The sequence below is a fragment of the Serratia sp. PGPR-27 genome, assembly GCF_022678525.1.
In the GTDB taxonomy this organism is placed as follows: domain Bacteria; phylum Pseudomonadota; class Gammaproteobacteria; order Enterobacterales; family Enterobacteriaceae; genus Serratia; species Serratia nematodiphila.
This window is the reverse complement of sequence record NZ_JALBYS010000001.1, coordinates 202,566-226,445: the sequence shown is the minus strand read 5'-3', so window position 1 is coordinate 226,445 and position 23,880 is coordinate 202,566. Positions and strand designations below refer to the sequence as shown.

At 60.9% G+C, this 23,880-nt stretch carries 22 protein-coding genes; 9 read left to right on the top strand and 13 right to left on the bottom strand.

From position 1 onward, the window contains the following. Positions 1-362 precede the first annotated feature (362 nt). Positions 363-1,079, top strand: a complete 717-nt coding sequence (gene arcA / locus MMS95_RS01125; protein ID WP_004933003.1) for a two-component system response regulator ArcA — start codon at positions 363-365, stop codon at positions 1,077-1,079. Positions 1,080-1,130: 51 nt separating this feature from the next. On the opposite strand, the gene creA is transcribed toward arcA, so the two are convergent. Beyond that, a complete protein-coding gene (gene creA, locus MMS95_RS01120) occupies positions 1,131-1,610 on the bottom strand; it encodes a protein CreA (RefSeq protein ID WP_004933005.1) in 480 nt (159 codons plus the stop codon). A 342-nt stretch (positions 1,611-1,952) separates the two neighbouring features. Here creA and robA point away from each other — a divergent pair, with 342 nt between their 5' ends. Continuing rightward, positions 1,953-2,822 carry an MDR efflux pump AcrAB transcriptional activator RobA gene (gene robA / locus MMS95_RS01115; protein ID WP_015376605.1) on the top strand — a complete coding sequence of 290 codons (870 nt, stop codon included), beginning with the start codon at positions 1,953-1,955 and terminating at the stop codon, positions 2,820-2,822. Here robA and gpmB read toward each other — a convergent pair. Continuing rightward, on the bottom strand, positions 2,819-3,466 hold the full coding sequence (gpmB, locus tag MMS95_RS01110) for a 2,3-diphosphoglycerate-dependent phosphoglycerate mutase GpmB (protein ID WP_156866089.1): 648 nt from the start codon (positions 3,464-3,466) through the stop codon (positions 2,819-2,821). The two genes, robA and gpmB, sit on opposite strands and share 4 nt — an antisense overlap. Before the next feature lie 101 nt (positions 3,467-3,567). Between gpmB and yjjX the strand changes: the two genes are divergently transcribed. Beyond that, positions 3,568-4,086: an inosine/xanthosine triphosphatase gene (yjjX, locus tag MMS95_RS01105; RefSeq protein WP_082997240.1), complete on the top strand. Its 519-nt coding sequence runs from the start codon at positions 3,568-3,570 to the stop codon at positions 4,084-4,086. 11 nt (positions 4,087-4,097) lie between these two features. Here the strand turns inward: yjjX and trpR are convergent, their stop codons facing one another. Together trpR and sltY are read right to left on the bottom strand one after the other, a co-directional pair. Continuing rightward, positions 4,098-4,427 (bottom strand): trp operon repressor, encoded by a 330-nt coding sequence (trpR, locus tag MMS95_RS01100; RefSeq protein ID WP_016929152.1) that lies wholly within the window; start codon positions 4,425-4,427, stop codon positions 4,098-4,100. 54 nt (positions 4,428-4,481) lie between these two features. Then, positions 4,482-6,410 (bottom strand): murein transglycosylase, encoded by a 1,929-nt coding sequence (gene sltY / locus MMS95_RS01095; RefSeq protein WP_156866090.1) that lies wholly within the window; start codon positions 6,408-6,410, stop codon positions 4,482-4,484. Between the two features lie 639 nt (positions 6,411-7,049). Between sltY and MMS95_RS01090 the strand changes: the two genes are divergently transcribed. The 4 genes from MMS95_RS01090 to ettA all read left to right on the top strand — a co-directional run bounded on the left by MMS95_RS01090 (position 7,050) and on the right by ettA (position 11,245). Further along, the gene (locus MMS95_RS01090) at positions 7,050-7,655 is read left to right on the top strand and encodes a YfiR family protein (RefSeq protein ID WP_015376603.1); all 606 of its coding nucleotides are present in this window, start codon (positions 7,050-7,052) and stop codon (positions 7,653-7,655) included. Further along, positions 7,652-8,899: a diguanylate cyclase gene (locus MMS95_RS01085; RefSeq protein WP_033631750.1), complete on the top strand. Its 1,248-nt coding sequence runs from the start codon at positions 7,652-7,654 to the stop codon at positions 8,897-8,899. The genes MMS95_RS01090 and MMS95_RS01085 overlap by 4 nt, the downstream gene beginning before the upstream one ends. A 38-nt stretch (positions 8,900-8,937) precedes the next feature. Further along, positions 8,938-9,435, top strand: a complete 498-nt coding sequence (locus MMS95_RS01080; protein ID WP_015376601.1) for an OmpA family protein — start codon at positions 8,938-8,940, stop codon at positions 9,433-9,435. Positions 9,436-9,577: 142 nt separating this feature from the next. Beyond that, entirely contained in the window at positions 9,578-11,245 is a 1,668-nt protein-coding gene (gene ettA, locus MMS95_RS01075) for an energy-dependent translational throttle protein EttA (protein WP_015376600.1), read from the top strand. 30 nt (positions 11,246-11,275) lie between these two features. Here the strand turns inward: ettA and MMS95_RS01070 are convergent, their stop codons facing one another. After that, the gene (locus MMS95_RS01070) at positions 11,276-12,187 is read right to left on the bottom strand and encodes a LysR family transcriptional regulator (RefSeq protein WP_015376599.1); all 912 of its coding nucleotides are present in this window, start codon (positions 12,185-12,187) and stop codon (positions 11,276-11,278) included. A gap of 97 nt (positions 12,188-12,284) precedes the next feature. On the opposite strand from MMS95_RS01070, the gene MMS95_RS01065 reads away from it, so the two are divergent. Continuing rightward, complete coding sequence (locus MMS95_RS01065; protein WP_082997238.1) at positions 12,285-13,286, top strand: zinc-binding alcohol dehydrogenase family protein; 1,002 nt, start codon at positions 12,285-12,287, stop codon at positions 13,284-13,286. 31 nt (positions 13,287-13,317) lie between these two features. Here the strand turns inward: MMS95_RS01065 and MMS95_RS01060 are convergent, their stop codons facing one another. The 4 genes from MMS95_RS01060 to serB all read right to left on the bottom strand — a co-directional run bounded on the left by MMS95_RS01060 (position 13,318) and on the right by serB (position 18,600). After that, complete coding sequence (locus MMS95_RS01060) at positions 13,318-14,751, bottom strand: glycosyltransferase family 39 protein (RefSeq protein ID WP_242141320.1); 1,434 nt, start codon at positions 14,749-14,751, stop codon at positions 13,318-13,320. A gap of 118 nt (positions 14,752-14,869) precedes the next feature. Next, the gene (gene nadR / locus MMS95_RS01055; protein ID WP_216474081.1) at positions 14,870-16,159 is read right to left on the bottom strand and encodes a multifunctional transcriptional regulator/nicotinamide-nucleotide adenylyltransferase/ribosylnicotinamide kinase NadR; all 1,290 of its coding nucleotides are present in this window, start codon (positions 16,157-16,159) and stop codon (positions 14,870-14,872) included. Positions 16,160-16,217: 58 nt separating this feature from the next. After that, on the bottom strand, positions 16,218-17,603 hold the full coding sequence (radA, locus tag MMS95_RS01050) for a DNA repair protein RadA (protein ID WP_025159617.1): 1,386 nt from the start codon (positions 17,601-17,603) through the stop codon (positions 16,218-16,220). A 19-nt stretch (positions 17,604-17,622) separates the two neighbouring features. After that, a complete protein-coding gene (gene serB, locus MMS95_RS01045) occupies positions 17,623-18,600 on the bottom strand; it encodes a phosphoserine phosphatase (RefSeq protein ID WP_004933052.1) in 978 nt (325 codons plus the stop codon). Between the two features lie 110 nt (positions 18,601-18,710). Between serB and MMS95_RS01040 the strand changes: the two genes are divergently transcribed. Then, positions 18,711-19,394: a YtjB family periplasmic protein gene (locus MMS95_RS01040; RefSeq protein ID WP_004933054.1), complete on the top strand. Its 684-nt coding sequence runs from the start codon at positions 18,711-18,713 to the stop codon at positions 19,392-19,394. Between the two features lie 169 nt (positions 19,395-19,563). Here the strand turns inward: MMS95_RS01040 and deoD are convergent, their stop codons facing one another. The 4 genes from deoD to deoC all read right to left on the bottom strand — a co-directional run bounded on the left by deoD (position 19,564) and on the right by deoC (position 23,854). Continuing rightward, positions 19,564-20,295, bottom strand: coding sequence for a purine-nucleoside phosphorylase (deoD, locus tag MMS95_RS01035; RefSeq protein WP_004933059.1), 732 nt, complete (start codon positions 20,293-20,295; stop codon positions 19,564-19,566). A 96-nt stretch (positions 20,296-20,391) separates the two neighbouring features. Then, the gene (deoB, locus tag MMS95_RS01030) at positions 20,392-21,615 is read right to left on the bottom strand and encodes a phosphopentomutase (protein WP_242141319.1); all 1,224 of its coding nucleotides are present in this window, start codon (positions 21,613-21,615) and stop codon (positions 20,392-20,394) included. 70 nt (positions 21,616-21,685) lie between these two features. After that, a complete protein-coding gene (gene deoA / locus MMS95_RS01025; protein WP_004933068.1) occupies positions 21,686-23,008 on the bottom strand; it encodes a thymidine phosphorylase in 1,323 nt (440 codons plus the stop codon). 66 nt (positions 23,009-23,074) lie between these two features. Continuing rightward, positions 23,075-23,854 carry a deoxyribose-phosphate aldolase gene (deoC, locus tag MMS95_RS01020; protein WP_004933072.1) on the bottom strand — a complete coding sequence of 260 codons (780 nt, stop codon included), beginning with the start codon at positions 23,852-23,854 and terminating at the stop codon, positions 23,075-23,077. Positions 23,855-23,880: the final 26 nt, after the last annotated feature.

The window sequence follows — 23,880 nt, the reverse complement described above, 5'->3', positions numbered from 1 at the left end:
CTGTGACTTAAACTGGCATTTCTGTAAGTGTTTTTCACAAATCTGTTAACGTGCTACAATTGAATTTGATATATGTCAACAAAGCGTAGTTTTGTTGGGTGATGAATTCGGCACGCGCTGTTATATTGCTGTTAATGGGGTTAGGATATGCGCCGTTTCGGCACCCAAGGGGTTGTAGGGAACAGCATCCCCACCAGGCTAGCGATCTTGTTGACATGAGATGGAAAGTGCATCAAGAACGAGTTTACGTACTTTAGTCATTTGCTGAGAGGGAACGTGGCGCTATCTCTGCCCTCCTCTAAGAAAACAAAGACTTCTGTACTTCCGATTTTCTATTTTGTTGGCAATTTTAGGTAGCAAATATGCAGACCCCGCACATTCTGATTGTCGAAGACGAGTTAGTCACTCGTAACACCCTGAAGAGCATTTTCGAGGCGGAAGGCTACATTGTTCATGAAGCCAATGATGGTGCAGAGATGCACAATATCCTGTCTGAAAATGATATCAATCTGGTCATCATGGACATCAACCTGCCAGGCAAAAACGGCCTGCTGTTGGCGCGCGAACTGCGTGAACAGGCCAGCGTCGCCTTGATGTTCCTGACCGGTCGCGATAACGAAGTGGACAAAATCCTCGGCCTGGAAATCGGCGCCGACGATTACATCACCAAGCCGTTCAACCCGCGTGAGCTGACCATCCGCGCGCGCAACCTGCTGTCGCGCACCATGAACCTGGGCAGCCTCGGCGAAGAGCGCCGTCTGGTCGAGAGCTACAAGTTCAACGGGTGGGAGCTGGACATCAACAGCCGCTCTTTGATCAGCCCGGCCGGCGAACAGTACAAGCTGCCGCGCAGCGAATTCCGCGCCATGCTGCACTTCTGCGAAAACCCGGGCAAGATCCAGTCGCGCGGCGAACTGCTGAAGAAAATGACCGGCCGCGAGCTGAAGCCGCATGACCGCACCGTGGACGTCACCATCCGTCGCATTCGCAAACACTTCGAATCGACGCCGGATACGCCGGAAATCATCGCCACCATTCACGGCGAAGGCTACCGCTTCTGCGGCGATCTGGAAGAGTAATTCCGGCCTGCCGTCATGAAAACGGGGTTCAGCATGCTGAACCCCGTTTTTTTATTTCGTCTCAGCCCACGGCATGATCGGCACCGCGCTCAACGCGTTCTTCGGCGAACCGTCGATCACCTTGTCGGAATAGCTAAGGTAAATCAACGAATTGCGCTTGGCGTCATAGAAGCGCACCACCTGCAACTTCTTGAACACCAGCGAGGTGCGTTTCTGGAACACCACATCGCCTTCCGCCTTGCCGTTTTTGATCTTGTCGCTCAGCTCGATAGGCCCCACCTGCTGGCAGGAAATGGCCGCGTCGGCGGTGTCTTCCGCCAGCCCCAGGCCGCCTTTGATGCCGCCGGTTTTGGCGCGGCTGATATAACAAGTTACATTTTTAACATCCGGATCGTCGAACGCTTCCACCACGATTTTGTGGTCCGGCCCCAACAATTTAAACACCGTATCAACGGAGCCCACCTGCTCCGCCTGCGCGCTGCCAACGGTTGCGCAAACCAAACCGAATAAAAATATCCAGCTTTTTTTCATTTACTTAACTCCGGTATAACCTTGCCGCAAAAATAGATTCGGCGGTCGCCATTATTTATGTCTAAGCTCACGGAATCGGTTTTTTACGGGTCCGCACCGTCCGTTTTAGCACAGAGCGTGACAAAAATCTTTGAGAGTCGCGGAGTAAAAAAATTGCTATGATGCGGCGTCGTTATTTCTTTGCGCCCACTACGGTGTACCCCAATCCAACTCTGGCGCGGCATGCGCGGCAGAGGCAAAGAGTGCAACGCATAATGGCTCATGGATCGGTCTGATAGCGCAGCACCAGCGTGACGAATCAACAGTTCGGGTTCCTACCCCCAAGCTTTACGAGGAAGATCTATGGATCAAGCCGGTATCATTCGTGATCTGCTTAGCTGGCTGGAAAGCCATTTGGACCAACCCTTGTCGCTGGATAACGTGGCGGCCAAGGCAGGCTACTCCAAATGGCATCTGCAACGGATGTTCAAAGATATTACCGGTAACGCCATCGGTGCTTACATCCGGGCAAGGAGGCTGTCCAAAGCCGCCGTCGCGCTGCGTTTGACCAGCCGGCCGATTTTGGATATCGCCCTGCAATATCGCTTCGACTCGCAGCAGACCTTCACCCGCGCCTTCAAAAAACAGTTTGCGCAAACGCCGGCGCTGTACCGCCGCGCCGAAGACTGGAATGCATTCGGCATCTGTCCGCCGATCCGTCTGGGAGCCTTCACCTTGCCGCAGCCGGAATTCGTCTCGCTGCCGGACAAGCAGCTGGTCGGCCTGACCCAAAGCTACTCCTGTACGCTGGAACAGATCACCACCGTGCGCACCGAACTGCGCTCACAGTTCTGGCGTCAGTTCCTCGGTGACGTCGAAACCCTGCCGCCGGTGTTGTACGGGCTGCATCACTCGCGACCGAGCCAGGAGAAGGACGACGAACAGGAAGTGCTGTACACCACAGCGCTGGAGCCGGATCAGGTGCCTGACAAGGTACAGGAAGGCCAGCCGCTGGTGTTGCCGGGCGGTGAGTTTGCGATGTTCAGCTACGAAGGGCCCACCGAGGGACTGCAAGACTTTATTCTGACGGTCTACGGCACCTGCCTGCCGGCGCTCCAGCTGACGCGCCGCAAAGGGCACGACATCGAGCGCTTCTATCCGAAAGGCGAGCGCCGTCCGCATCAGGCACCTATCGAGATCAAGTGCGATTACCTGATCCCGATTCGGCGTTAACGCTGCAGTTCGTCCAACGCGGGCATGTCCAGATGCGTGACATCGCCCGCCGTTTCCACGATCCAGCCGGAAGCCAGCCACGGGCTCTGCTGGTGATCGACGCGCGACAGTGAGCAGTTGCGCAAGCGCAGGCGGCGTTCCGCATAGGCCGGCAGCCCCAGCACCGTACTGATCAAACACCCCAACGCGATACCATGACTGACGAGCAGCGGCTTGCTGCCTTCAGGCAGCATCAGGCAACTCTCCAGCGCGGCGCGCATGCGCTCGCCCAGCTCCTCCATGGATTCGCCTTGAGGGATTCGGCCGTCAGGAGTACCATCGACCATCTGTTTGCGCCACTGCTCTTCCTGCGGCGTCAAACCGTCGATCAGGCGTTCTTCCAGAACCCCCATGTGCAGCTCACGCAAACGCGGATCGCTAATCACTTCGCAGCCACAGGCGTTGGCGATGATCTGTGCGGTGCGGCGCGTGCGCCCCAGATCGCTGGTAATGATGTGCGTAATGCCTTCTTTGCTGACGCGCCTGGCGACCAGACGGGCCTGGTGTTCACCCATGGCGGTTAACGGGCTGTCGGACTGACCCTGGATGCGGCGAGCCGCGTTCCATTCCGTTTCGCCATGGCGAACGAGGTATACCTGTAACATTTTTGTTTTCCGTTATACTGCGTGAAATTTGCATTTATCCCCGGCCCGGTGGCGCTTTTGCCGCTGCCCGGCGTATCGGCCAGAAGGATATCAAACCCGTTATGTACCATGTTGTCGCTGCAACTACCAACCCGGCAAAGATCAAGGCTATTCAACTGGCCTTCGATGACGTCTTTGGCGCAGGCCAATACCGCATTGAATCCGTTGACGTCGCCAGCGGTGTCTCGCTGCAGCCGATAGGCAATCACGAAACTCGCACCGGCTCGCGTCAACGCGTGATGGAAGCGCGCCAGGTCAGGCCCGAGGCCGATTTTTGGGTCGGCGTGGAAGCCGGGATTGAAGAGAATATGACCTTCGCCTGGATGACCATAGAGAACCCGCACATCCGCGGTGAATCCCGCTCGGCGAGCCTGATGCTGCCGGAGGTCATCTTACAAGGTATTCGCGCCGGTCGCGAATTGGGCAGCGAAATGGCGGCGATCACCGGTAACGCCGAGGTGAAGCGTCAGGGCGGCGCCATCGGCGTCTTCACCGACGGCCGGCTGAGCCGCACCAGCGTTTACCATCAAGCGTTGCTGCTGGCGCTGGTGCCGTTCCACAACGACATCTATCAGCAATAGCGCAGAGCCTGCTAGGGCGCATCGTGCAGCAGCTGCTGCTCAAGCCACTGTTTCAGCGCGGGCGACGCCGCTTTCAGGCTGTTTGAACCGCGGGTGATGGTGGCGATCCCCGCGCCCAGTTCATTTTTCAGCTCGCGCTGGCTCATCTCGCCGCGCATCAATTCCTGAATGATCCGTACCCGGGTGCCCAGCGCGGTGCGCTCGTCCGGCGTCAGCATCAGCTGCAGCAGCGGTTGATGCAGTTCTTGCGCAAACGAATTCTGCAGCAGCGCGACGAAGCGCAGCCAATCCTCATTGCCTTGTTCTGAAAGAGCGGGGTCGTTTAATGATAATTGCGTCATGGCAGCCACCATACTATTTAACTAGTACAGCAGCATACCATAGGGTCGTCAAAATCAATAACGTCTCTGCCACTCGGCGTCGGTCAGCACCTTGGCCGGCCGGTGCGTCAGATAGCGGTAAAACGCATCATAGGCCAACACATTCTTGACGTAGCCGCGGGTTTCAGAGAACGGAATGCTTTCGATGAACGCCACCGGATCGATCCGCCCCGCGCTGTTGCCCAGCCAGGTGTTCACCCGCGACGGGCCGGCGTTATAGGCGGCACTCGACAGAATGCGGTTGCGGCCGAACTGCTGATAGACCGACTCCAGATAGCTGGTGCCGATGGTGATGTTAGTCTGTGGATCGAACAGCTGGCTCGGGCCGACGTAACCGGGAATATTGAACATCTGCACCGTATGCTGCGCGGTGCGCGGCATCACCTGCATCAGGCCGGTAGCGCCAACCGGCGACTGCGCTTTCGGATTCCAGGCGCTCTCCTGACGCGCGATCGCCATCGCGTAGCTGGTGGTGATCCCCTTGTCATCGGTCGCGCGGCGGAACTCCTGCGGCCAGGCGACCGGGAAGCGCTCCTCCAGATGATCCCACAGCTTGCCGACGATGGTCGCCTGCACGCTCAGATCGGCCCATTTTTGCTCAAAGGCGTAGCGCGCCAGCGCTTCTTGTTCCGGCCGGCTGCGGCTGGCGACGTAAGAGCCCCACTCGCTGCGGGCCAGGTTATCCATATTCCAGTACATCAGCTCGCGCACCCGGGCGACCTCCGGCCCGTCGACCAGCGACGTGCGCGGCTTGGCCGCCACCGCCACCATCACCGGATAAGTGGCGTTCAGCTTCTGCGCCGCCACCATCGGATAGAAGCCGCGTTCGGTCATCAGGTTACGCAACATCTCCTCGCCTTCGGCGCGTTTGCCTTCGTCCATCAGTTGACTGGCGCGCCAGTAGCGCCACTCATCCTTGTTGCGCGACTCTTCCGGCAGGCGGGCCAGCCAGGTCGCGACGCCCTGCCGATCGCCATAGCCCAACGCCATGCGCACCCGGCGCTCCAACAGCGAAGGCGAACGGCTGCGCAGAATCACCTGATCGCGCCACTGCGCCTGCTCGTAGGTAGCGTCGCTGCCCATCAGGCGCCAGGCCACCGCCTCTTCCAACCCCAGCCGTTCGTCGTCGCTCATTTTCTGCAGCCGCGCGAGCGTCGGGATCATCGCCCGCGCGTTTTCCACATCCTGCCGCGCCAGGCGTTCAAAGGCGATGCCGGTAGCGGCGCGGGTAAAGTCAGTCGGCCCAACGCTGCGGGCGAAGGCTTCCACGGTGGTCGGATCGTTTTGCAAGCGCACCAGGGCGTTGCCCATGGTCTGATAATCGGCCGGCAGCTGGCTGTAGAGGTTGCTGACCAGCGAGCTGTTGCCCTCTTTCAGCGCCAGCTTCATGCGCGCCAGAATATCCAGCGGGGTCTGCTTGCCTGCGCCGCGCCAGACGCTGAACAGCCGATCGCAGGCGCCCGGCAGCGTTTTGCCGTTCAGCCACAGCTCGTCAGCGCCGCTCCAGGCCGCCTGCTGATCGCCGGTGGCCCATTTGGCGTAGTAATAGTTGCAGCGCGCCGCCACCGGTTTGGGCGGCTGCGGGCTGAAAGCCAACAGGGTGCGCCAGTCTTCGCGACGCGCCAGTTCATTGACGAAGCGCGGCACCAGTGATTTCGCCGGCGGCAGCGTCGGGTGGCGTTTGATAAAGTCGTTCACCTCGGAGAACCCCGCCTGGCTCAGATCCTGTGTCAGCTCGCGGTATTCCAGGTAAGGATAAAGCGGGTAATCGCGCAGCGTCGGCATCAGCTGCGCCACCACGTCCATCTGATTGCCATCCCACGCCTGTTTGATCTGCTGGTAACGCTGACGTTGCGCATCCAGAGAATCCGCCAGCGCCGCGCCTGAAAACGCCGTCAGACACAGGCCCATTGCCAACAGCCGTCGCTTGTCCACCTTGACCATCCTCGCTCTTTCCTCACTGGTTATACCGCAGGAGCCGCCCAGCTCCCCCGGTGACCGCCGCACCACGGCGCCGCGGGACAAAATAAAGCCGGGCGCACGGCCCGGACGCGGATATCTACCATAGACAGCGCAATCGCTTATCCATTCAATACTGTAGAAGAAGAAGTGTATCGCCATGACGCGGGCCAGGTAAAAACGTTTACTTTGGCTGACAAATCAGGCCGGCGGGATATTTCCAGCCACCGGATTTTTATTAGCTGCCCCGGCGCTTATTGGAGAAGTAAAATACTTTTTAATTATTAGTCATCACATTATTTGATTTGTTATATGGCGCCACCGTTGCGCAAATCGCCTGACAGCGGGCTAAACGCGCCAACTTTGCAGAAAAGCGGTGGCAAACCCGGGTGGGCATTTTTATACTATCAAAAATAAGTAAGATAATTCCGAGAAAACAGCACATAAAGCGCCCAACGAAGACATCTTATAATACAATCCGCGCCAATTATGGGTTAGATAGTGTTCATTAGGCAGTGCGACTGACAGCTTTCAGCAAAACGATTGTCCCTTCAAGCGGGCCGGATTTTTCCTTGTCAGGCCACGGCCTGCGGGCAGTGGATCAGGCCGGAATGGCGGGTGAAGATGGTGAATAAGACCGCGATAGCGATGCGTTGCGCAAAAAGCCCCGAACCGGGCTTCCTTGACGCACGCCTGAATATCGGCCGCCTGCTGCTGATCGTTTTGTTGGTGCTGCTGACGTTGTCCGAGCCTGCGCACGCCGCCGCTGATCCCTATCAAAAGCGCACGCACGCCGTGACGACCGTAGTGGTAGGCATCATCAGCTACGCACGCTGGTCGCGTGAACCCAATCCGATCCGCTTGTGCGTGACCGCACCCACCCAGTATGCCGAAGGGCTGTTTGATCCGATCCTGCTGAGCGCGCCGCGTCCGATTAAAGCCGAGCGCGTGCCGTTCGATAGCCCAACGCTGAGTACCGGCTGTGATGTCATCTACTTAGGGAACATCACCGCCGCGCAGAGACAAAATTTCATGCAGCGTATTTCCGGCAACTCCATTCTCAGCATCAGCGAGAACGATAGCGAATGCTCCGCCGGCAGCGCATTTTGCCTGCAGATTGATGGGGACCAGGCCAGTTTCAAAGTCAACCTGGACGCTCTGGCGCGCAGCGGCGTGCGCGTTCACCCCAACGTGTTGCAGCTGGCACGCAAACAGGCGCCGCCGCTATGAGGCTGTTGCGTAGAAACCGCTCCGGCAATGCGCGCCCGACGCTGGGCCGAGTGCTGCAGCGGGTGCATCTTGGGCTGGCGCTGATCGCCGTCGGCACCGCCGGCATCTTTTTGACGCTGGTGGCGCTGTTTGCGCTGCGCGCCTATGCCAATCACAACCTGCACCTGATCGCGCGCTCCATCAGCTATACCGTCGAGGCCGCCGTGGTGTTTGAAGACCGCACCGCCGCGCGCGAGGCGCTGATGCTGATATCCTCCAACGAAGAGGTATCAGACGCACGGATCCTCGACAACAACGGCAAGATGCTGGCCAACTGGCGCCATCCTACCGATGGGCCGCTGCACGGCCTGGAGCAGATCGTCGCGCACTGGGCGCTGCCCGAACCGGTCATTCTGCCTATCACCCACGAGGGCAAGCAGGTCGGCCAGGTCTGGCTGAGCGGCAACGGCGGCAGCCTGCTGCGTTTCCTGTTGCGCGGCATGGTCGGCATGATCGCCTGCCTGGTGCTCAGCACCCTGTGCGCCCTGGTGCTGTCGCGCCGCATGCTGGTCGGCATCGTCAGTTCGCTGGACGACATCGCCAACGTGGCGCATGCGGTGCGCCGCGATCGTACCTTCGGCCTGCGGGTGCCGTCAGCGCCTATCGCCGAGCTGCATGAGCTCAGCAACGATTTCAACGGCTTGCTCGACGAGCTGGAGGCCTGGCAGGCCCATCTGAAGCAGGAGAACGACTCGCTGGCTCACCGGGCGACGCACGACAGCCTGACCGGCTTGCCGAACCGCGCCTTCTTCGAAGGGCGGCTGAGCCGCGCGCTGGGCGATATCGAACCGCCGGCGAAATTGGCGGTGCTGTTTATCGACGGCGATCGCTTCAAGGAGGTGAACGACAGTTACGGCCACGCCGCAGGCGATGCAGTGCTGACCACCATTGCCGGGCGCATTCGCGCGCAGCTGCGCGAGACCGATCTGGTCGCCCGCCTGGGAGGGGATGAATTCGCCGTGCTGCTGGCGCCGGTACACAGCACGGAAGATGTCTTGCAGATCGCTGACAACATCATCGACTGCATGACGCAACCGGTCATTCTGCCGAACGACGAGGCGGTCATCACCTCTCTGAGTATCGGTATTGCGCTGTACCCTGATCACGCGTCGACGCCTCAGGGTCTTTTGCACGAAGCTGACGATGCGATGTATCAGGCAAAGCATCGTTATAACGGAGGCTGGCGGCTGGCTATACATAAATAAGAGCCCCGGCTATAACACTTGAACTAGGGATTTTGACTATGATACAGCAACTTTTTAAAGGCCGTTTTTCACTGCTGACGATGATGTTCGTCGCTCTGCTGGCGCTCGCCGGCTGCCAGAGCAAACCGCAGGGCCTGACACCCGAGCAGGTCGCGCTGTTGCAATCGCAGGGCTTCAAACTGACCGATAACGGCTGGGAGTTCGGCCTGTCGGATAAGGTGCTGTTCGGCAACAACATCGGCAAACTGAACCCGGAAAGCACCGAGACGGTACAGAAGATGGGCCGTGCGCTGCTGAGCGTCGGCATCACCAAGTTCCGCCTGGACGGCCATACCGACAACTACGGTGAAGACAGCTATAACGATCAGCTCTCCCTGCGCCGCGCCGATGCGGTGGCCGATCTGCTGGCCAGCGTCGGCATTCCGCGCGCCAATATCGAAACCCGCGGCATGGGCAAGCGCGATCCCGTTGCCGATAACCGCACCTCCAGCGGCCGTGCGGAAAACCGCCGCGTCGCGATCGTCGTCACGCCATAAGCCACCAATATGCGCCTTTATCGGCGCATAAACGGTTATACTTAGCGATCGCTGAGCGATGTCTGGGATCCGAGATCGAAACGGGCTACACTCATGCCGCCAGACATCCTATAAATACTGATATAGAGAGGCTTAGAGCAACGTGGCTCAATACGTCTATACCATGCACCGCGTCGGCAAGGTGGTACCGCCGAAGCGTCATATTTTGAAAAACATCTCCCTGAGCTTCTTCCCTGGGGCCAAAATCGGCGTGCTGGGCCTGAACGGCGCCGGTAAGTCCACCCTGCTGCGCATCATGGCCGGCATCGATACCGATATCGAAGGGGAAGCGCGCCCGCAGCCGGGCATCAAGATCGGTTACCTGCCGCAGGAGCCGCAGCTTAACCTCGAACACACCGTGCGTGAGTCGGTGGAAGAAGCGCTGGCGGAAGTGGTCGGCGCGCTGAAGCGCCTGGACGAAGTGTACGCGCTGTACGCGGAAGAAGGCGCAGACTTCGACAAGCTGGCCGCCGAACAGGGTCGCCTGGAAGAGATCATTCAGGCGCACGACGGTCACAACCTCAACGCCCAGCTGGAACGCGCCGCCGATGCGCTGCGCCTGCCGGACTGGGACGCCAAAATCGCCCACCTGTCCGGCGGTGAACGCCGCCGCGTCGCGCTGTGCCGCCTGCTGCTGGAAAAGCCGGACATGCTGCTGCTGGACGAACCGACCAACCACCTGGACGCCGAGTCCGTGGCCTGGCTGGAACGCTTCCTGCACGATTTCGAAGGCACCGTGGTAGCGATCACCCACGACCGTTACTTCCTGGATAACGTGGCCGGCTGGATCCTCGAACTTGACCGCGGTGAAGGCATTCCATGGGAAGGCAACTACTCCTCCTGGCTGGAGCAGAAAGACGCGCGTCTGGCACAGGAAGCGTCCGCCGAAGCCGCCCGTCGCAAGTCGATCGAGAAAGAGCTGGAGTGGGTGCGTCAGGGCGCCAAAGGCCGTCAGTCCAAAGGCAAGGCCCGCCTGGCCCGCTTTGAAGAGCTGAACAACACCGAATATCAGAAACGTAACGAAACCAACGAGCTGTTCATTCCGCCTGGCGCACGCCTGGGCGATAAAGTGGTCGAAGTCAGCAACCTGCGTAAGTCCTATGGCGACCGCCTGTTGATCGACGACCTGTCGTTCTCGGTGCCGAAAGGCGCGATCGTCGGCATCATCGGCCCGAACGGCGCGGGTAAATCCACGCTGTTCCGCATGATGTCCGGCCAGGAGCAGCCTGATTCCGGCAGCATTGTGCTGGGCGATACCGTCAAGCTGGCGTCCGTCGATCAGTTCCGCGACAACATGGACGGTTCGAAAACCGTGTGGGAAGAAGTCTCCGGCGGGCAGGACATCATGCGCATCGGCAACACCGAGATGCCAAGCCGCGCCTATGTCGGCCGCTTCAACTTCAAGGGCGTCGATCAGGGCAAACGCGTGGGCGAGCTGTCCGGCGGTGAGCGTGGCCGTCTGCATCTGGCCAAGCTGCTGCAGGTTGGCGGCAACGTACTGCTGCTCGATGAACCGACCAACGACCTGGATATCGAAACCCTGCGCGCGCTGGAAAACGCCCTGCTGGAATTCCCTGGCTGCGCCATGGTGATCTCGCACGACCGTTGGTTCCTCGACCGTATCGCTACCCACATCCTGGACTACCAGGACGAGGGCAAGGTGGAATTCTTCGAAGGCAACTTCACCGAGTACGAAGAGTACAAGAAGCGTACGCTGGGCGCCGATGCGCTCGAGCCGCACCGCATCAAGTACAAGAAGATCGCCAAGTAATACGAAAGGCGCCGCATGCGGCGCCTTTTTTTACTCCCGCGCCAGCTCGCGCGCGTAGTCGTCGAACGCCGGATGCTGCAGCACCACATCGATGAAGCAGGCCAACGCCGCGGAATTCAGCTTGCGGCTCGGGTAGACCAGATATAGCTCATTCCCTTCTGCGCGCCACGCCGGCAGCACCTCCACCAACAGTTTCTGCGCCACCACCTCGCGGCTGAGAAACGCCGGCAGCAGCGTGATCCCCGCGCCGGCGATGGCGCATTCGCGCGCATACAGCAGGTTGTCGGTGGTGTGCGCCAGCGGCAGCTGCCAACGGTAGTAGTCATCGCCGCAGCGCAGGTTCCAGGCCGTCCAGGCGCGGTGGGCGATACAGCGATGCTGCTGCAGCTGCTGCGGATGTTCGATCGGCGGGTGCTGCGCCAAATAGGACGGTGCGGCCAACAGATAGCGCGGCGCATACCCGAGACGGCGGCCGATCAGCGAAGAATCCTGCGGCTTGCCGGTGCGCAGCGCGGCGTCGAAACCTTCCTGCACCAGATCCACCATCGCGTCGGACACCGACACCTCCAGCGAAACGTCCGGGTACTGGCGCTGAAAATCCGCTGCCAGCCGCGCCACCAGGGTCGCCCCCAGCCCGGCGGGCGTCGAGATGCGCAGGCGGCCGCTCGGGTTATCGCGCAGCCGCTGCAATGCCAGATCGGCACGTTCGGCAGCAGACATCATGACCTGACAATGTTCCAGATAACGCTCACCGGCGAAGGTCAGGTTCAGCTGGCGCGTGGTGCGATTGAGCAGCCGTAGCCCCAGCGTCTGCTCGAGCTGGCTGATGCGCTGGCTGACGCTGGATTTCGGCAACCCAACGCGCTGCGCGGCGGCGGTAAAACTGCCGCACTCAGCCACCAGCGCGAACAACGCCATGTCCTGCAGTTGTTTGAATTCCATTGTTCACCTTAAACGAACACTCCGTTAGATATTGTCCATCTTATCACCCCACTGTCGCGGGTCTACACTGGGGGCATCATTTGAAAGGAGTACAATCATGTCGATAAAAGCCATTGCCGTAGACCCGCAGAACCCCGCCGATTTCATCGAAATCTCACCGGAGATGCCGGTGCCCGGCCAGTACGATCTGCTGGTGGAAGTGAAAGCGGCGTCGGTCAACCCGGTGGACACCAAAGTGCACGCCGGTCTGCAGAAAAACGGCCTGCAGCAGCCGCGCATTCTCGGCTGGGACGCCAGCGGCGTCGTGGTGGACGTGGGCAACGGCGTCAGCGGCTTCAAGCCCGGCGATGAAGTGTGGTACGCCGGCGACATCACCCGCCCCGGCAGCAACAGCAGTCACCAACTGATCGACTCACGCATCGCCGCGCACAAGCCGCGCAGCCTGAACTGGGCCGAGTCCGCCGCCATGCCGCTCACCGCCCTCACCGCCTGGGAGGCGCTGTTCGAACACCTGAACATTCAGGACGCGCCGGAGCACAAGACGCTGCTGATCATCGGCGGCGCCGGCGGGGTCGGTTCGCTGGCCATTCCGCTGGCCGCGCTGCGCAGCAAGGTGAAAGTGATCGCCACCGCATCAAGACCGGAATCCGCCGCCTGGTGCCTTGAGCGCGGCGCCGATCTGGTGGTGGACTACCGCGATCTGAAGGGCAACCTGGCGCAGCAGGGCATCGAGCAGGTGGATTACATCCTGTGTCTGAACGATACCGACGGCCACTGGCCGGCGATGGCCGAACTGATCGCGCCGCTCGGCCATATCTGCACCATCGTCGAAAACGCGCAGCCGCTGGACCAAAACGCGCTGAAGCTGAAAAGCGCCGCGCTGCACTGGGAATTCATGTTCACCCGCAGCATGTTCACCACCCCGGACATCGCGCAGCAGGGCAAGATCCTGCAGCAGGTGGCGCAGCTGCTGGACGAGGGCAAGCTGAGCACCACACTGAGCGAAACCCTGCACGGGCTGTCGGTAGACACGCTGACCGCCGCGCATCAACAGCTGCTCGGCGGCCATATGCAAGGCAAGCTGGTTATCGCTTACTGAGCCTGAATCGCGGCGGCGCAGCGCGCCGCCGTTACTGCGGACGAACGAAACCGACGCACAGCGTCTGCTCGTCGCTATGCGGATCGGCGCGGAACGTCAGCGTCTGCTGCCAATCGAGGCGCATCTTCGGCCAGTGGGCCAACTCGCCGCCGAAGTCGCTGCGCGCGCAGTCCTCCCCCAACCGCCCGAACAGGGCAACGCCGTGCTGCGCAATCTGCGGATAGCTGATGTTGACGTTGTAGATATTCGGCCGCGTATGATTGGACCAACGCGTAATGGTTCGCGGCCGGGAACCGGCGTACACCGTCATCCACTGCGACAGGTATTCGCCGCCGACGTAGCGCAGTTCAACGCCATACCGCTCCTGCCACTGCCGCTCCACCTCGGCGCTGAACGCCTTGATACCCACCATTTTCTGGCCGGCGTTGCGCACGTTGCCCAGCATCACCGCGGCATACCCCAGATAGACCGCCAGCGCCGCGCACATCAGACCAATGGTCGCCGCGCGCAGCGAACGCACCGGCGGCTGGCGCACGCAACCGACCAACAGCGCAGGCGCCAGCATGAAGAACGGCTGCAGCCATTCGGTCAGCCGGCCGCCGACGTTGAAAGAGAACCAGAAGGTAATGATGCCGAGCGGCAACAGGTAGACCCACAGCAACACCCGCATCGGCAACGCTTTCGGCCAGGCCAGCACCGCCCCGCTGCGCCGCAGGATCAGCCACAGCACCAGCGACGGATAGAACACCAGCAGCAGCGATTGCAGCATGTCGAGATTGAGCTGCATCTTGACTTGCGAATCCACCCACTTAAAGGCGGCGAAGTCGTGGTTCCACAGCCAGAATACGTTCGGCAGCACCAGCGCCAACCAGATCGCCACCGCCAGATAGAACTGCGGCTGGCGATAGCAGCGGCGGATCTGCGGCACGAACAGCGTCGACAGCGCGGCGAAATAGACGAAGGCGAAGGTCGAATACTTGGCCATCATCGCCAGACCGGCGGCCAACGCGAAGGCCGGCCACCAGTTGGCCGAACGGGAAATCGCCATGTGGAAGAACAGCGCCATCCACGGCCACAGCATCACCAACAGGTAGTTGTCGTTGTAGGGAATGATGTCGAAATTGATGATGCCGGACAGATTGAGCGTCAGCAGCGCCATCCAGGCCAGCGAAGTGCTGCCGCTCAGGCGTCGCGCCAGCAGCCAGACGCCCAACATGCCGATGGCGATGGCGATGAAGTGCCCGCCGTACCAGTAAACGTTTAGCGGCAGCCACGACAGCCAGATCGCCGGCTGCATCGCCGCACCGACCAACCAAGGATTTTTCGGTGAGCCCCACTCGCCGTTGAGGCCCCAGTTGAGCGCCTCGACGGCGTCGTAAGGCAGGGTAGGATCAAGATGAACCGTCAGCAGCGTCCAGGCTGCGGCATAGCAGACCAACCAGAGAGCAAGTAAGCGATAAGACATGTCTTCTTCTGAGCGTTATTGTAAAGAAAATCTTAACTTAGTCGCTACCGAATGAACCATGTTTAAACAAACCGTTAAATGTGCGTCCGAGCGGCCGTTTCTGCCGCGCGATCGCACATTACGCTAATTTTTTTCCGCCTGCGGCGTGGCGCTGGGCGGGCGCATTCGCCAGCCGGCCAGCGTCCGCCGCCAGCAGCTGTTGCACCAGCTCGACACAACGCAGGAAGCGCTCTTCGTAATCGCTGGACTCAACGTGCACGTACTCGATGTTGTTGGCGCGCAGCATCTCCTCCAGCAGGCGCTGGAACGCCAGGCGATCGGCGGTGCTGCCGAGACTGCGCAGGCCGTCCGCCACCCACGGCGTGTTGTTTTCCAGCAGGATCACCAGATCGAAGCGGTATTCGTCGATCAGCGCCTGCACGAAGGGATGCTCACGCCCTTCGTACTTTTTGCAAAACGCCTGGGTGGTGACGAAATCGGTATCGATAAACGCCACCTTGTTGGCGTACTTGACCGCGAAATCCACGTATTGCGCCTGCCCGAGGGCAATTTTGTCGTAGTCGGAGTACTGCAACGCCATCTCGTCGCCGCCCAGGTGCGAGAACACGTAATCGCGGCCATATTCCCAGGCGCTGGTGGTGTTGAAGATGTTGGCCAGCTTGTTGACCAGCGTCGATTTGCCGCTCGACTCGCCGCCGAGGATCGCCACGGTGCGCACGAAGAACGGTTTCACCTCGGTCGGGATGTAATCCCAGTAGCGGAACGGATCCTGACGGATCTGATTGCCGCTGATGTTCATGAACGAACGCTCGGGGTCGACCAAAATGGTTTCGATGCCCAAATGCTCGCGGTAGCGCGGCGCATCCTGCGCTTCGCTGGAATAGATGAAGCTCGGCACGATACCCTTCTGTTCCATAAAGGCCTTCATGCCGTCGCTCCACACGTTCCAGCCGTGCGGGTAGGGTTCGATGCCCTGCTCGTCGAACGAGTGGATATGGATGTTTTTCTGGTACTTGAAGGTCTGCAGCAGCCAGCGCAGGCGATCGCTGACCGTCGGCTGTTGCGACATCGAACTGTTTTCGAACAGCTCACGGTCACGCGGCTCGTCGTGGCACAAAATGACGTGCAGCTCATCCACCTGGCTGCAGGCGCGCTGGATCAGATAGATGTGGCCGGTGTGCAGCGGGTAAAATTTACCAAACACCACGCCGACTTTAACCTCTTTACGCGGGAACTCCAGCCCGAGAAAACGGTGCAGCGCTTCGAGCTTTTGCGCGCTCGGGCTTTTGATCTTGTCGTTCAACAGCTGGCTCAGATAGCCCTTGGTCATGCCGCTGGCATCCGCCACCTGCTGCAACGTGCAGCCTTTTTGCTTGATGGACGTCTTCAGGTAATCAAATTGCGGCATGGCCACCTCCGTTTAGTATGCTAAACAAAATAGCATATCTTGCTCGCCGTCGGCGACATTAATAAAACTCTTCCAGCACGTCCAGCGCGTCCGCCAGCTTCTTGACCCCGAACACCTGCATGTTGGCCGGCGGCTTCTTCGGCATATTGCCGTGCGGCACGATGGCGCGCTTGAAGCCGTGCTTGGCCGCTTCGGAGATCCGCTCCTGGCCGCTCGGCACCGGGCGAATTTCCCCCGCCAGCCCCACTTCGCCGAACACCACCAGATCGTTCGGCAGAGGCCGATCGCGCAGGCTCGAGACCAGCGACATCAGCAACGCCAGATCGGCGCTGGTCTCACTGACTTTCACCCCGCCGACCACGTTGACGAACACGTCCTGATCCGACATCTGCAGCCCGCCGTGCCGGTGCAGCACCGCCAGCAGGATCGCCAACCGGTTCTGCTCCAGGCCCACCGCCACGCGGCGCGGGTTGGACATCATCGAGTGATCCACCAGCGCCTGGATCTCCACCAGCAGCGGCCGGGTGCCTTCCCACACCACCATCACCGAGCTGCCGGAGGTGACTTCATCGCCGCGGCTGAGGAAGATCGCCGACGGGTTGCTGACTTCGCGCAGCCCCTGTTCGGTCATGGCGAACACCCCCAGCTCGTTGACCGCGCCGAAGCGGTTCTTGTGGCTGCGCAGGGTGCGGAAGCGGGAATCGGCGTCGCCGTCCAGCAGCACCGAACAGTCGATACAGTGTTCCAGCACTTTTGGCCCGGCCAGCGAGCCGTCTTTGGTGACGTGGCCGACCATCACGATCGCCACGCCGCGCGTCTTGGCGAAGCGCGTCAGGTAGGCGGCGGTTTCCCGCACCTGCGCCACGCTGCCCGGCGAAGACTGAATGTCCGCCATGTGCATCACCTGAATCGAGTCGATCACCATCAGCTTCGGCTGTTCCTGCTCAGCGATCAGGCAGATCTGCTCGATGCTGGTTTCCGACAGCATGTTCAGGCCGCCGGTCGGCAGCCCCAGACGGTGAGCGCGCATCGCCACCTGCTGCAGCGACTCCTCACCGGTGACGTACAGGGTTTTCATCTGTTCAGACAGCTTGCACAGCACCTGCAGCAACAGGGTGCTCTTGCCGGCGCCGGGGTTGCCGCCGATCAGAATCGCACTGCCGGGCACCACGCCGCCGCCCAGCACGCGGTCGAACTCGAGAAAGCCGGTGGTGAAGCGCGGCAGCGCCTCCAGGCTGATTTCCGACAGCTTCTGCACCTTGCTGACGCCGGCGTCGCCGGCATAGCCGCTGAGGCGATCGTTGCGCGCCGCTGCGGGCGACGCGGCCAAACGCACTTCCGTGATGGTGTTCCAGGCATGACAGGCGCTGCACTGCCCCTGCCAACGCGGATAGTCCGCCCCGCACTCATTGCACACAAATGCCCGTTTTGCCGCTTTTGCCACGTCTTACCTCAATCTTTCGTTATCGCACTTCGTGTTTCAGGCTGCCGGTGAGAATACACAGCACGCCCATCAGATCCGCATGCCGGATCGATACCTGCGCTTTTTCATACACTTTCGGCTTGGCATGGTAGGCGATGCCCAGCCCCGCCGCCTGCATCATTTTCAAGTCGTTGGCGCCGTCGCCGATGGCCACGGTTTGCGCCAGCGGGATCTCCAGCTTCTCCGCCAGCCGCAGCAGCGTGTCGGCTTTGAACTGCGCGTCCACCACCGGCCCCAGCACTTCGCCGGTCAGCTTGCCGTCGCGGATCTCCAGCTCATTGGCCGCCGCCGCCACCAACCTCAGCCGGTTGCGCAGGTATTCGGCGTAGTAGGTGAAGCCGCCGGAGGCGATCGCCACATGCCAGCCCATCGCCTGCAGCTTGCCCACCAGGCTGGTCAGCCCCGGCATCAACGGCAGCTCGTCGCGCACCTGCTTGAGGATGTTGGCATCGGCCCCTTTCAGCGTGCCAACGCGCTGGCGCAGGCTGGCGGTAAAGTCCAGCTCGCCGCGCATCGCGCGTTCGGTGACTTCCGCCACCTGCTCGCCGACGCCCGCCAATTTGGCGATTTCGTCGATGCATTCGATCTCGATCGCCGTCGAATCCATGTCCATCACCAGCAGCCCCGGCGTGCGCAGGTGCGGGATCTTGCCGAGCGGCGCCACGTCCAGCCCGCTCTCCGCCGCCAACAGCTTGGCGCGCGGCGTCAAGGTGCCCGCCAGCCGCACCACCTGATAGTCGTCCACGCCCCAGGCGGTGACGATCACCATCGCCGCGCCCAGCTTGCGTTGGAATTGGGTAATGCGCGCCTTGTCCAGCTTCCTGCCGTATAACAGCCACCCGGTATTGCCCGCCCGGTAGTCCAGCGGCATCACTTCGTCGCCGCTGAGCGAAAGGGGAAGACCCGGCCATTGAGAGATCTCCGCCGGAAGATCGCAATAGGTCAGACTGTTTGACATCATTGACTCCTGAATGGACAAAAACGCTGCATGATAAAACGACGCATCAAGCTATCCTATCGCCAGCGGTTCTGGCAACATAAAGTGTCCCCGATGCCCAAGGAACCTGCATGGCTCGCGCTAAACTGAAATTTCGCCTGCACCGCACCGCTATTATCCTGATTTGCCTGGCTTTGCTGGTGCTGCTGATGCAGGGCGCCTCTTATTTTAGCCTGAGTCACCAAATGGCGCGATCCGAGCAGGTGGAAGAGCTGGCGCAGACGCTGACCAAACAGGTCGCCTACAGCCTGGCGCCGCTGCTGGACGACGACGGCAACAACCCGCGCATCGACGCCATCCTCAAGCAGCTCACCGATCACAGCCGCATTCTCGACGTCAGCGTGTATCAGTTGGACGGCACGCTGGTCTCCCACGCCGGGGAACAGATAAGTATACGCGATCGCCTGTCGCTCGACGGCAAACGCGCCGGCAGCTACTTCAACCACCAATTGGTCGAATCCATTCAGGGCAAAGACGGCCCGATCGGCTTTATCCGCATCACCCTCGACACCCACGTGCTGGCGACCGAATCCAAACAGGTGGACAACACCACCAACCTGCTGCGCCTGATGATCCTGCTGGCGCTGGCGATCGGCATCATTCTGGCGCGCACCCTGCTGCAGCACCGCCGCAGCCGCTGGCAGCAGTCGCCCTACCTGTTGACCGCCAACACGCCACTGGAAGAAGGCAATACGGTGGAAGACGACGAAGAGGATGCGCCGGAGACAAAGCAGGAAGCGCCGAAGAAGGAGTAACTCAGGCCAGGCGTTGAATGCGTCCGTGCCGTTTTCTTGTCCTTTCGGTGAATAGATTGTCCGTAACAACGGGATCCACATCCAATTGAAAGGTAGAGCGTTAGCCAAAAACGGCCATGCGGAGTGAATAGATTGACGGGCGGGCGCCATGGCGACGACCGCCGCGGTATTACGCTTTGTCGCCCAGCAGCACGGATTCCAGCGCGATAACGATCATTTCGTTAAAGGTGGTCTGGCGTTCCGCCGCCGTGGTCGCTTCGTGACGCAGGATGTGGTCGGACACGGTGCAGATGGTCAGCGCCTTGCAGCCGAACTCTTCGTACAGCTCCGCCGCCACGCCGTAGATGCCGGCCGCTTCCATTTCCACGCCCAGGATGCCGTACTTCTTCATCACCTGGAACATGTCCGGATCCGGGGTGTAGAACAGATCGGCGGAGAAGATGTTGCCCACGCGCGCCGGGATGCCCTGCGCCGCCGCCGCATCGACCGCGTTGCGCACCATGTCGAAGTCGGCGATCGCCGCGTAGTCGTTGTCCTTGAAGCGCAGACGGTTCACCTTGGAGTCGGTGCACGCGCCCATGCCGATCACCACGTCGCGCAGTTTGATATCGTCACGCACCGCGCCGCAGGAACCCACGCGAATGATCTTCTTCACGCCGAATTCGGCGATCAGCTCGCGCGCATAGATGGAGCAGGACGGGATGCCCATGCCGTGGCCCATTACGGAGATGCGGCGGCCTTTGTAGGTGCCGGTGAAGCCCAACATGCCGCGCACGTTGTTCACTTCCACCGCGCCTTCCAGGAAGGTTTCGGCGATGTATTTTGCGCGCAGCGGATCGCCCGGCATCAGTACTACGTCAGCGAAATCACCCATCTCAGCATTAATGTGCGGCGTAGCCATAATTCTCTTCCTTTAAATCGTATTAAATAGCGTTAAACGTATAAGCCGTGGTATGTCAGGCGGCGGCCAACTGCGCCACCGCCTTAAACTCACGAATTAAAACAGGGTTTTACCGTAATCCATCGGCGACAGGCCAAAATAATTGGCGACGGTCTGGCCGATGTCGGCGAAGGTCTCACGGTGGCCCAGCGAGCCCGGTTTCACTTTCGGGCCGTAGACCAGCACCGGGATGTGCTCACGGGTGTGGTCGGTGCCCGGCCAGGTCGGGTCGCAGCCGTGGTCGGCGGTGAAGATGATGATGTCTTCGTCTTTCACCAGCTTCAGCAGCTCCGGCAGGCGGCGGTCGAACAGCTCCAGCGCGGCGGCGTAGCCCGCCACGTCGCGGCGGTGGCCGTAAGAGGAGTCGAAGTCCACGAAGTTGGTGAACACGATGGTGTTGTCGCCGGCCTTTTCCATTTCAATCAGGGTCGCGTCGAACAGCGCGTCGATGCCGGCCGCTTTCACCTTCTTGGTGATGCCGACGTTGGCATAGATGTCGGCGATTTTACCGATCGACACCACTTCACCGCCCTTCTCGTCCACCAGCTTTTTCAGCACGGTCGGCGCCGGCGGCTCTACCGCCAGATCGTGGCGGTTGCCGGTGCGCTGGAAGTGGCCCGGCTTGTCGCCGACGAACGGACGCGCGATCACGCGGCCGATGTTGTAACCGCCTTCGGTTAGCTCTTCACGCGCGATTTCGCACAGCTCGTACAGGCGATCCAGGCCGAAGGTTTCTTCATGGCAGGCGATCTGGAACACCGAGTCGGCGGAGGTGTAGAAAATCGGCTTGCCGGTTTTCATGTGCTCTTCACCCAGCTGATCGAGGATCACGGTGCCGGATGAGTGACAGTTGCCCAGGTAGCCCGGCAGGTTGGCGCGCTCCACCAGCTTATCCAGCAGCGCCTGCGGGAAGCTGTTGTGCTCGTCCTTGAAATAGCCCCAGTCGAACAGTACCGGCACGCCGGCGATTTCCCAGTGGCCCGACGGCGTGTCTTTACCGGAAGAGAGCTCGCTGGCGTATGCGTAAGCGCCGATGATGTCGGCATTGCGATCCAGCCCCTGCGGGAAGTTGCCGGTGGACTCTTCCGCCGCTTTGCCGAGCCCCAGGCGGCTCAGGTTAGGCAGCGTCAGCGGACCCTGGCGGCCCACGTTGGCTTCACCGCGCGCGCAAACCTCGGCGATGTGGCCCAGAGTGTCGGAACCCCGGTCGCCAAAACGATCGGCGTCTTCGCTGGCGCCGATGCCGAAGGAGTCCAATACCATAATAAATGTGCGTTTCATCTGTGCTCTCCTGCGTGTTCTCACGCTTTGGACGGCCGCGAAAAAGCCGCGGCCGTTCCTGATTCTTGGGTTATTCCGTGACGCGCTTATACACTACCGGCGTCGCTTCCGGCGCCTTGTCACTCAGCGTCATTGCGCTACGCACCGCATCGGCCGCCTGCTGCCAGCTCTCTTCATCGTTGGCGTGGATCATCGCCAGCGGCTGCTGGGCATCCACCTTATCACCCAGGCGCGCCACCTCGGTCAGACCGACGCTGTAATCGATGGCGTCGCTCGCCCGGCGGCGGCCGCCGCCCAGCGAAACCACCGCCATGCCCAGCGCGCGGGTATCCATGGCGCTGATGATGCCCGGATTTTCAGCATACACCGGCTTGCTCAGCGTTGCCGCCGGCAGATAGCTATCATAACGTTCGACGAAGTCTATCGGCCCTTGCTGCGCCGCCACCATGCGGCCAAACACTTCCGCCGCCTTGCCGTTGTCCAGCACCGCCTGCAGTTTGGCACGCGCATCGGCCTCGTCATTCGCCAGGCCGCCGGACAGCAGCATCTCCACGCACAGCGCCAGCGTCACTTCCAGCAGGCGCGGGTTGCGGTATTCACCGGTCAGGAAACGCACCGCTTCGCGCACTTCCACCGCATTGCCGGCGCTGGAGGCCAGCACCTGGTTCATGTCGGTCAGCAGCGCGGTGGTCTTGCAGCCCGCGCCGTTGGCCACGCCGACGATCGCCTGCGCCAAATCTTGCGACAGGGCATAGGTCGGCATAAAGGCGCCGGAACCGACCTTCACGTCCATCACCAGCGCATCCAGCCCTTCCGCCAGTTTCTTGGCCAGAATGGAGGCAGTGATCAGCGGGATAGAATCCACGGTGGCGGTGATGTCGCGGGTGGCGTAAAAACGTTTGTCCGCCGGCGCCAGCGAGCTGGTCTGGCCGATGATCGCCACGCCGACGTCCTGAATGATTTTACGGAAGGCGTTATCGTCCGGGAAAATATTGAAGCCCGGAATGGCTTCCAGTTTGTCCAGCGTGCCGCCGGTATGACCCAGGCCGCGGCCGGAGATCATCGGCACATAGCCGCCGCAGGCCGCCACCATCGGGCCGAGCATCAGCGAGGTCACGTCGCCCACGCCGCCGGTCGAATGCTTGTCGACGATCGGGCCGTTCAGCGCCAAACTCTTCCAGTCCAGCACGGTGCCGGAATCGCGCATCGCCATGGTGAGCGCCACGCGCTCCGGCATGCTCATGTCATGGAAATAAATGGTCATCGCCAGCGCGGCGATCTGCCCTTCCGACACCACATTGTCGCGAATACCGTTGATGAAAAAGCGGATTTCCGCTTCGCTTAACGGCTGGCCGTCGCGTTTCTTACGAATAATTTCTTGAGCCAGGAACAAGGCATCCCCCTGTGTCGCCGAGAGTCGGTGCAGACGGGCGCGCCTGGCGCCCGCCAACGAAATCGATCAGTAGCCGCCGCCGGCGGTCTGGGTCTGGTGGCCCAGCGCGGTCAGCAAGCTGGCCAGCAGGCTGGAAGCGCCAAAGCGGAAATGCCGCGCATCGGCCCACCCCTCGCCCAGAATACGATCGGCAAGTTGCAGATAATGCAGCGCGTCTTCCGCGGTGCGCACGCCGCCGGCCGGCTTGAAGCCCACCGTCTTTGCCACGCCCAGATCGCGGATCACCGACATCATCAGCTCGGCGCTCTCCAGGGTGGCGTTGACAGGCACCTTGCCGGTGGAGGTCTTGATAAAGTCAGCCCCGGCCTTGATGGCGATCTCGGACGCCTTGCGGATCAAATCGGCCTGTTTCAGCTCACCGGTTTCGATGATCACTTTCAGCAGCACGTTGGCCGCCTGGCAAGCCTGCTTGCACTGTTTCACCAGCTCGAAGCCGACCTGTTCGTTGCCGGCGATCAGCGCACGGTATGGGAACACCACGTCCACTTCATCCGCGCCATAGGCGATCGCCGCGCGGGTTTCCGCCAGCGCGATGTCGATATCGTCATTGCCATGCGGGAAGTTGGTCACGGTGGCGATGCGGATGTCCGGCGTGCCTTGCTCGCGCAGCGCCTTACGCGCCACCGGGATAAAACGCGGGTAGATGCAGATGGCCGCCGTGTGGCCGGCCGGGCTGTTGGCCTGACGACAGAGCGCGATCACTTTCTCGTCGGTGTCATCATCATTCAGCGTGGTTAAATCCATCAGGTTCAGCGCACGTTGCGCTGCTGCGGTTAATTCGGTCATAAAACTCTCCAACTGAGTACCTGGGT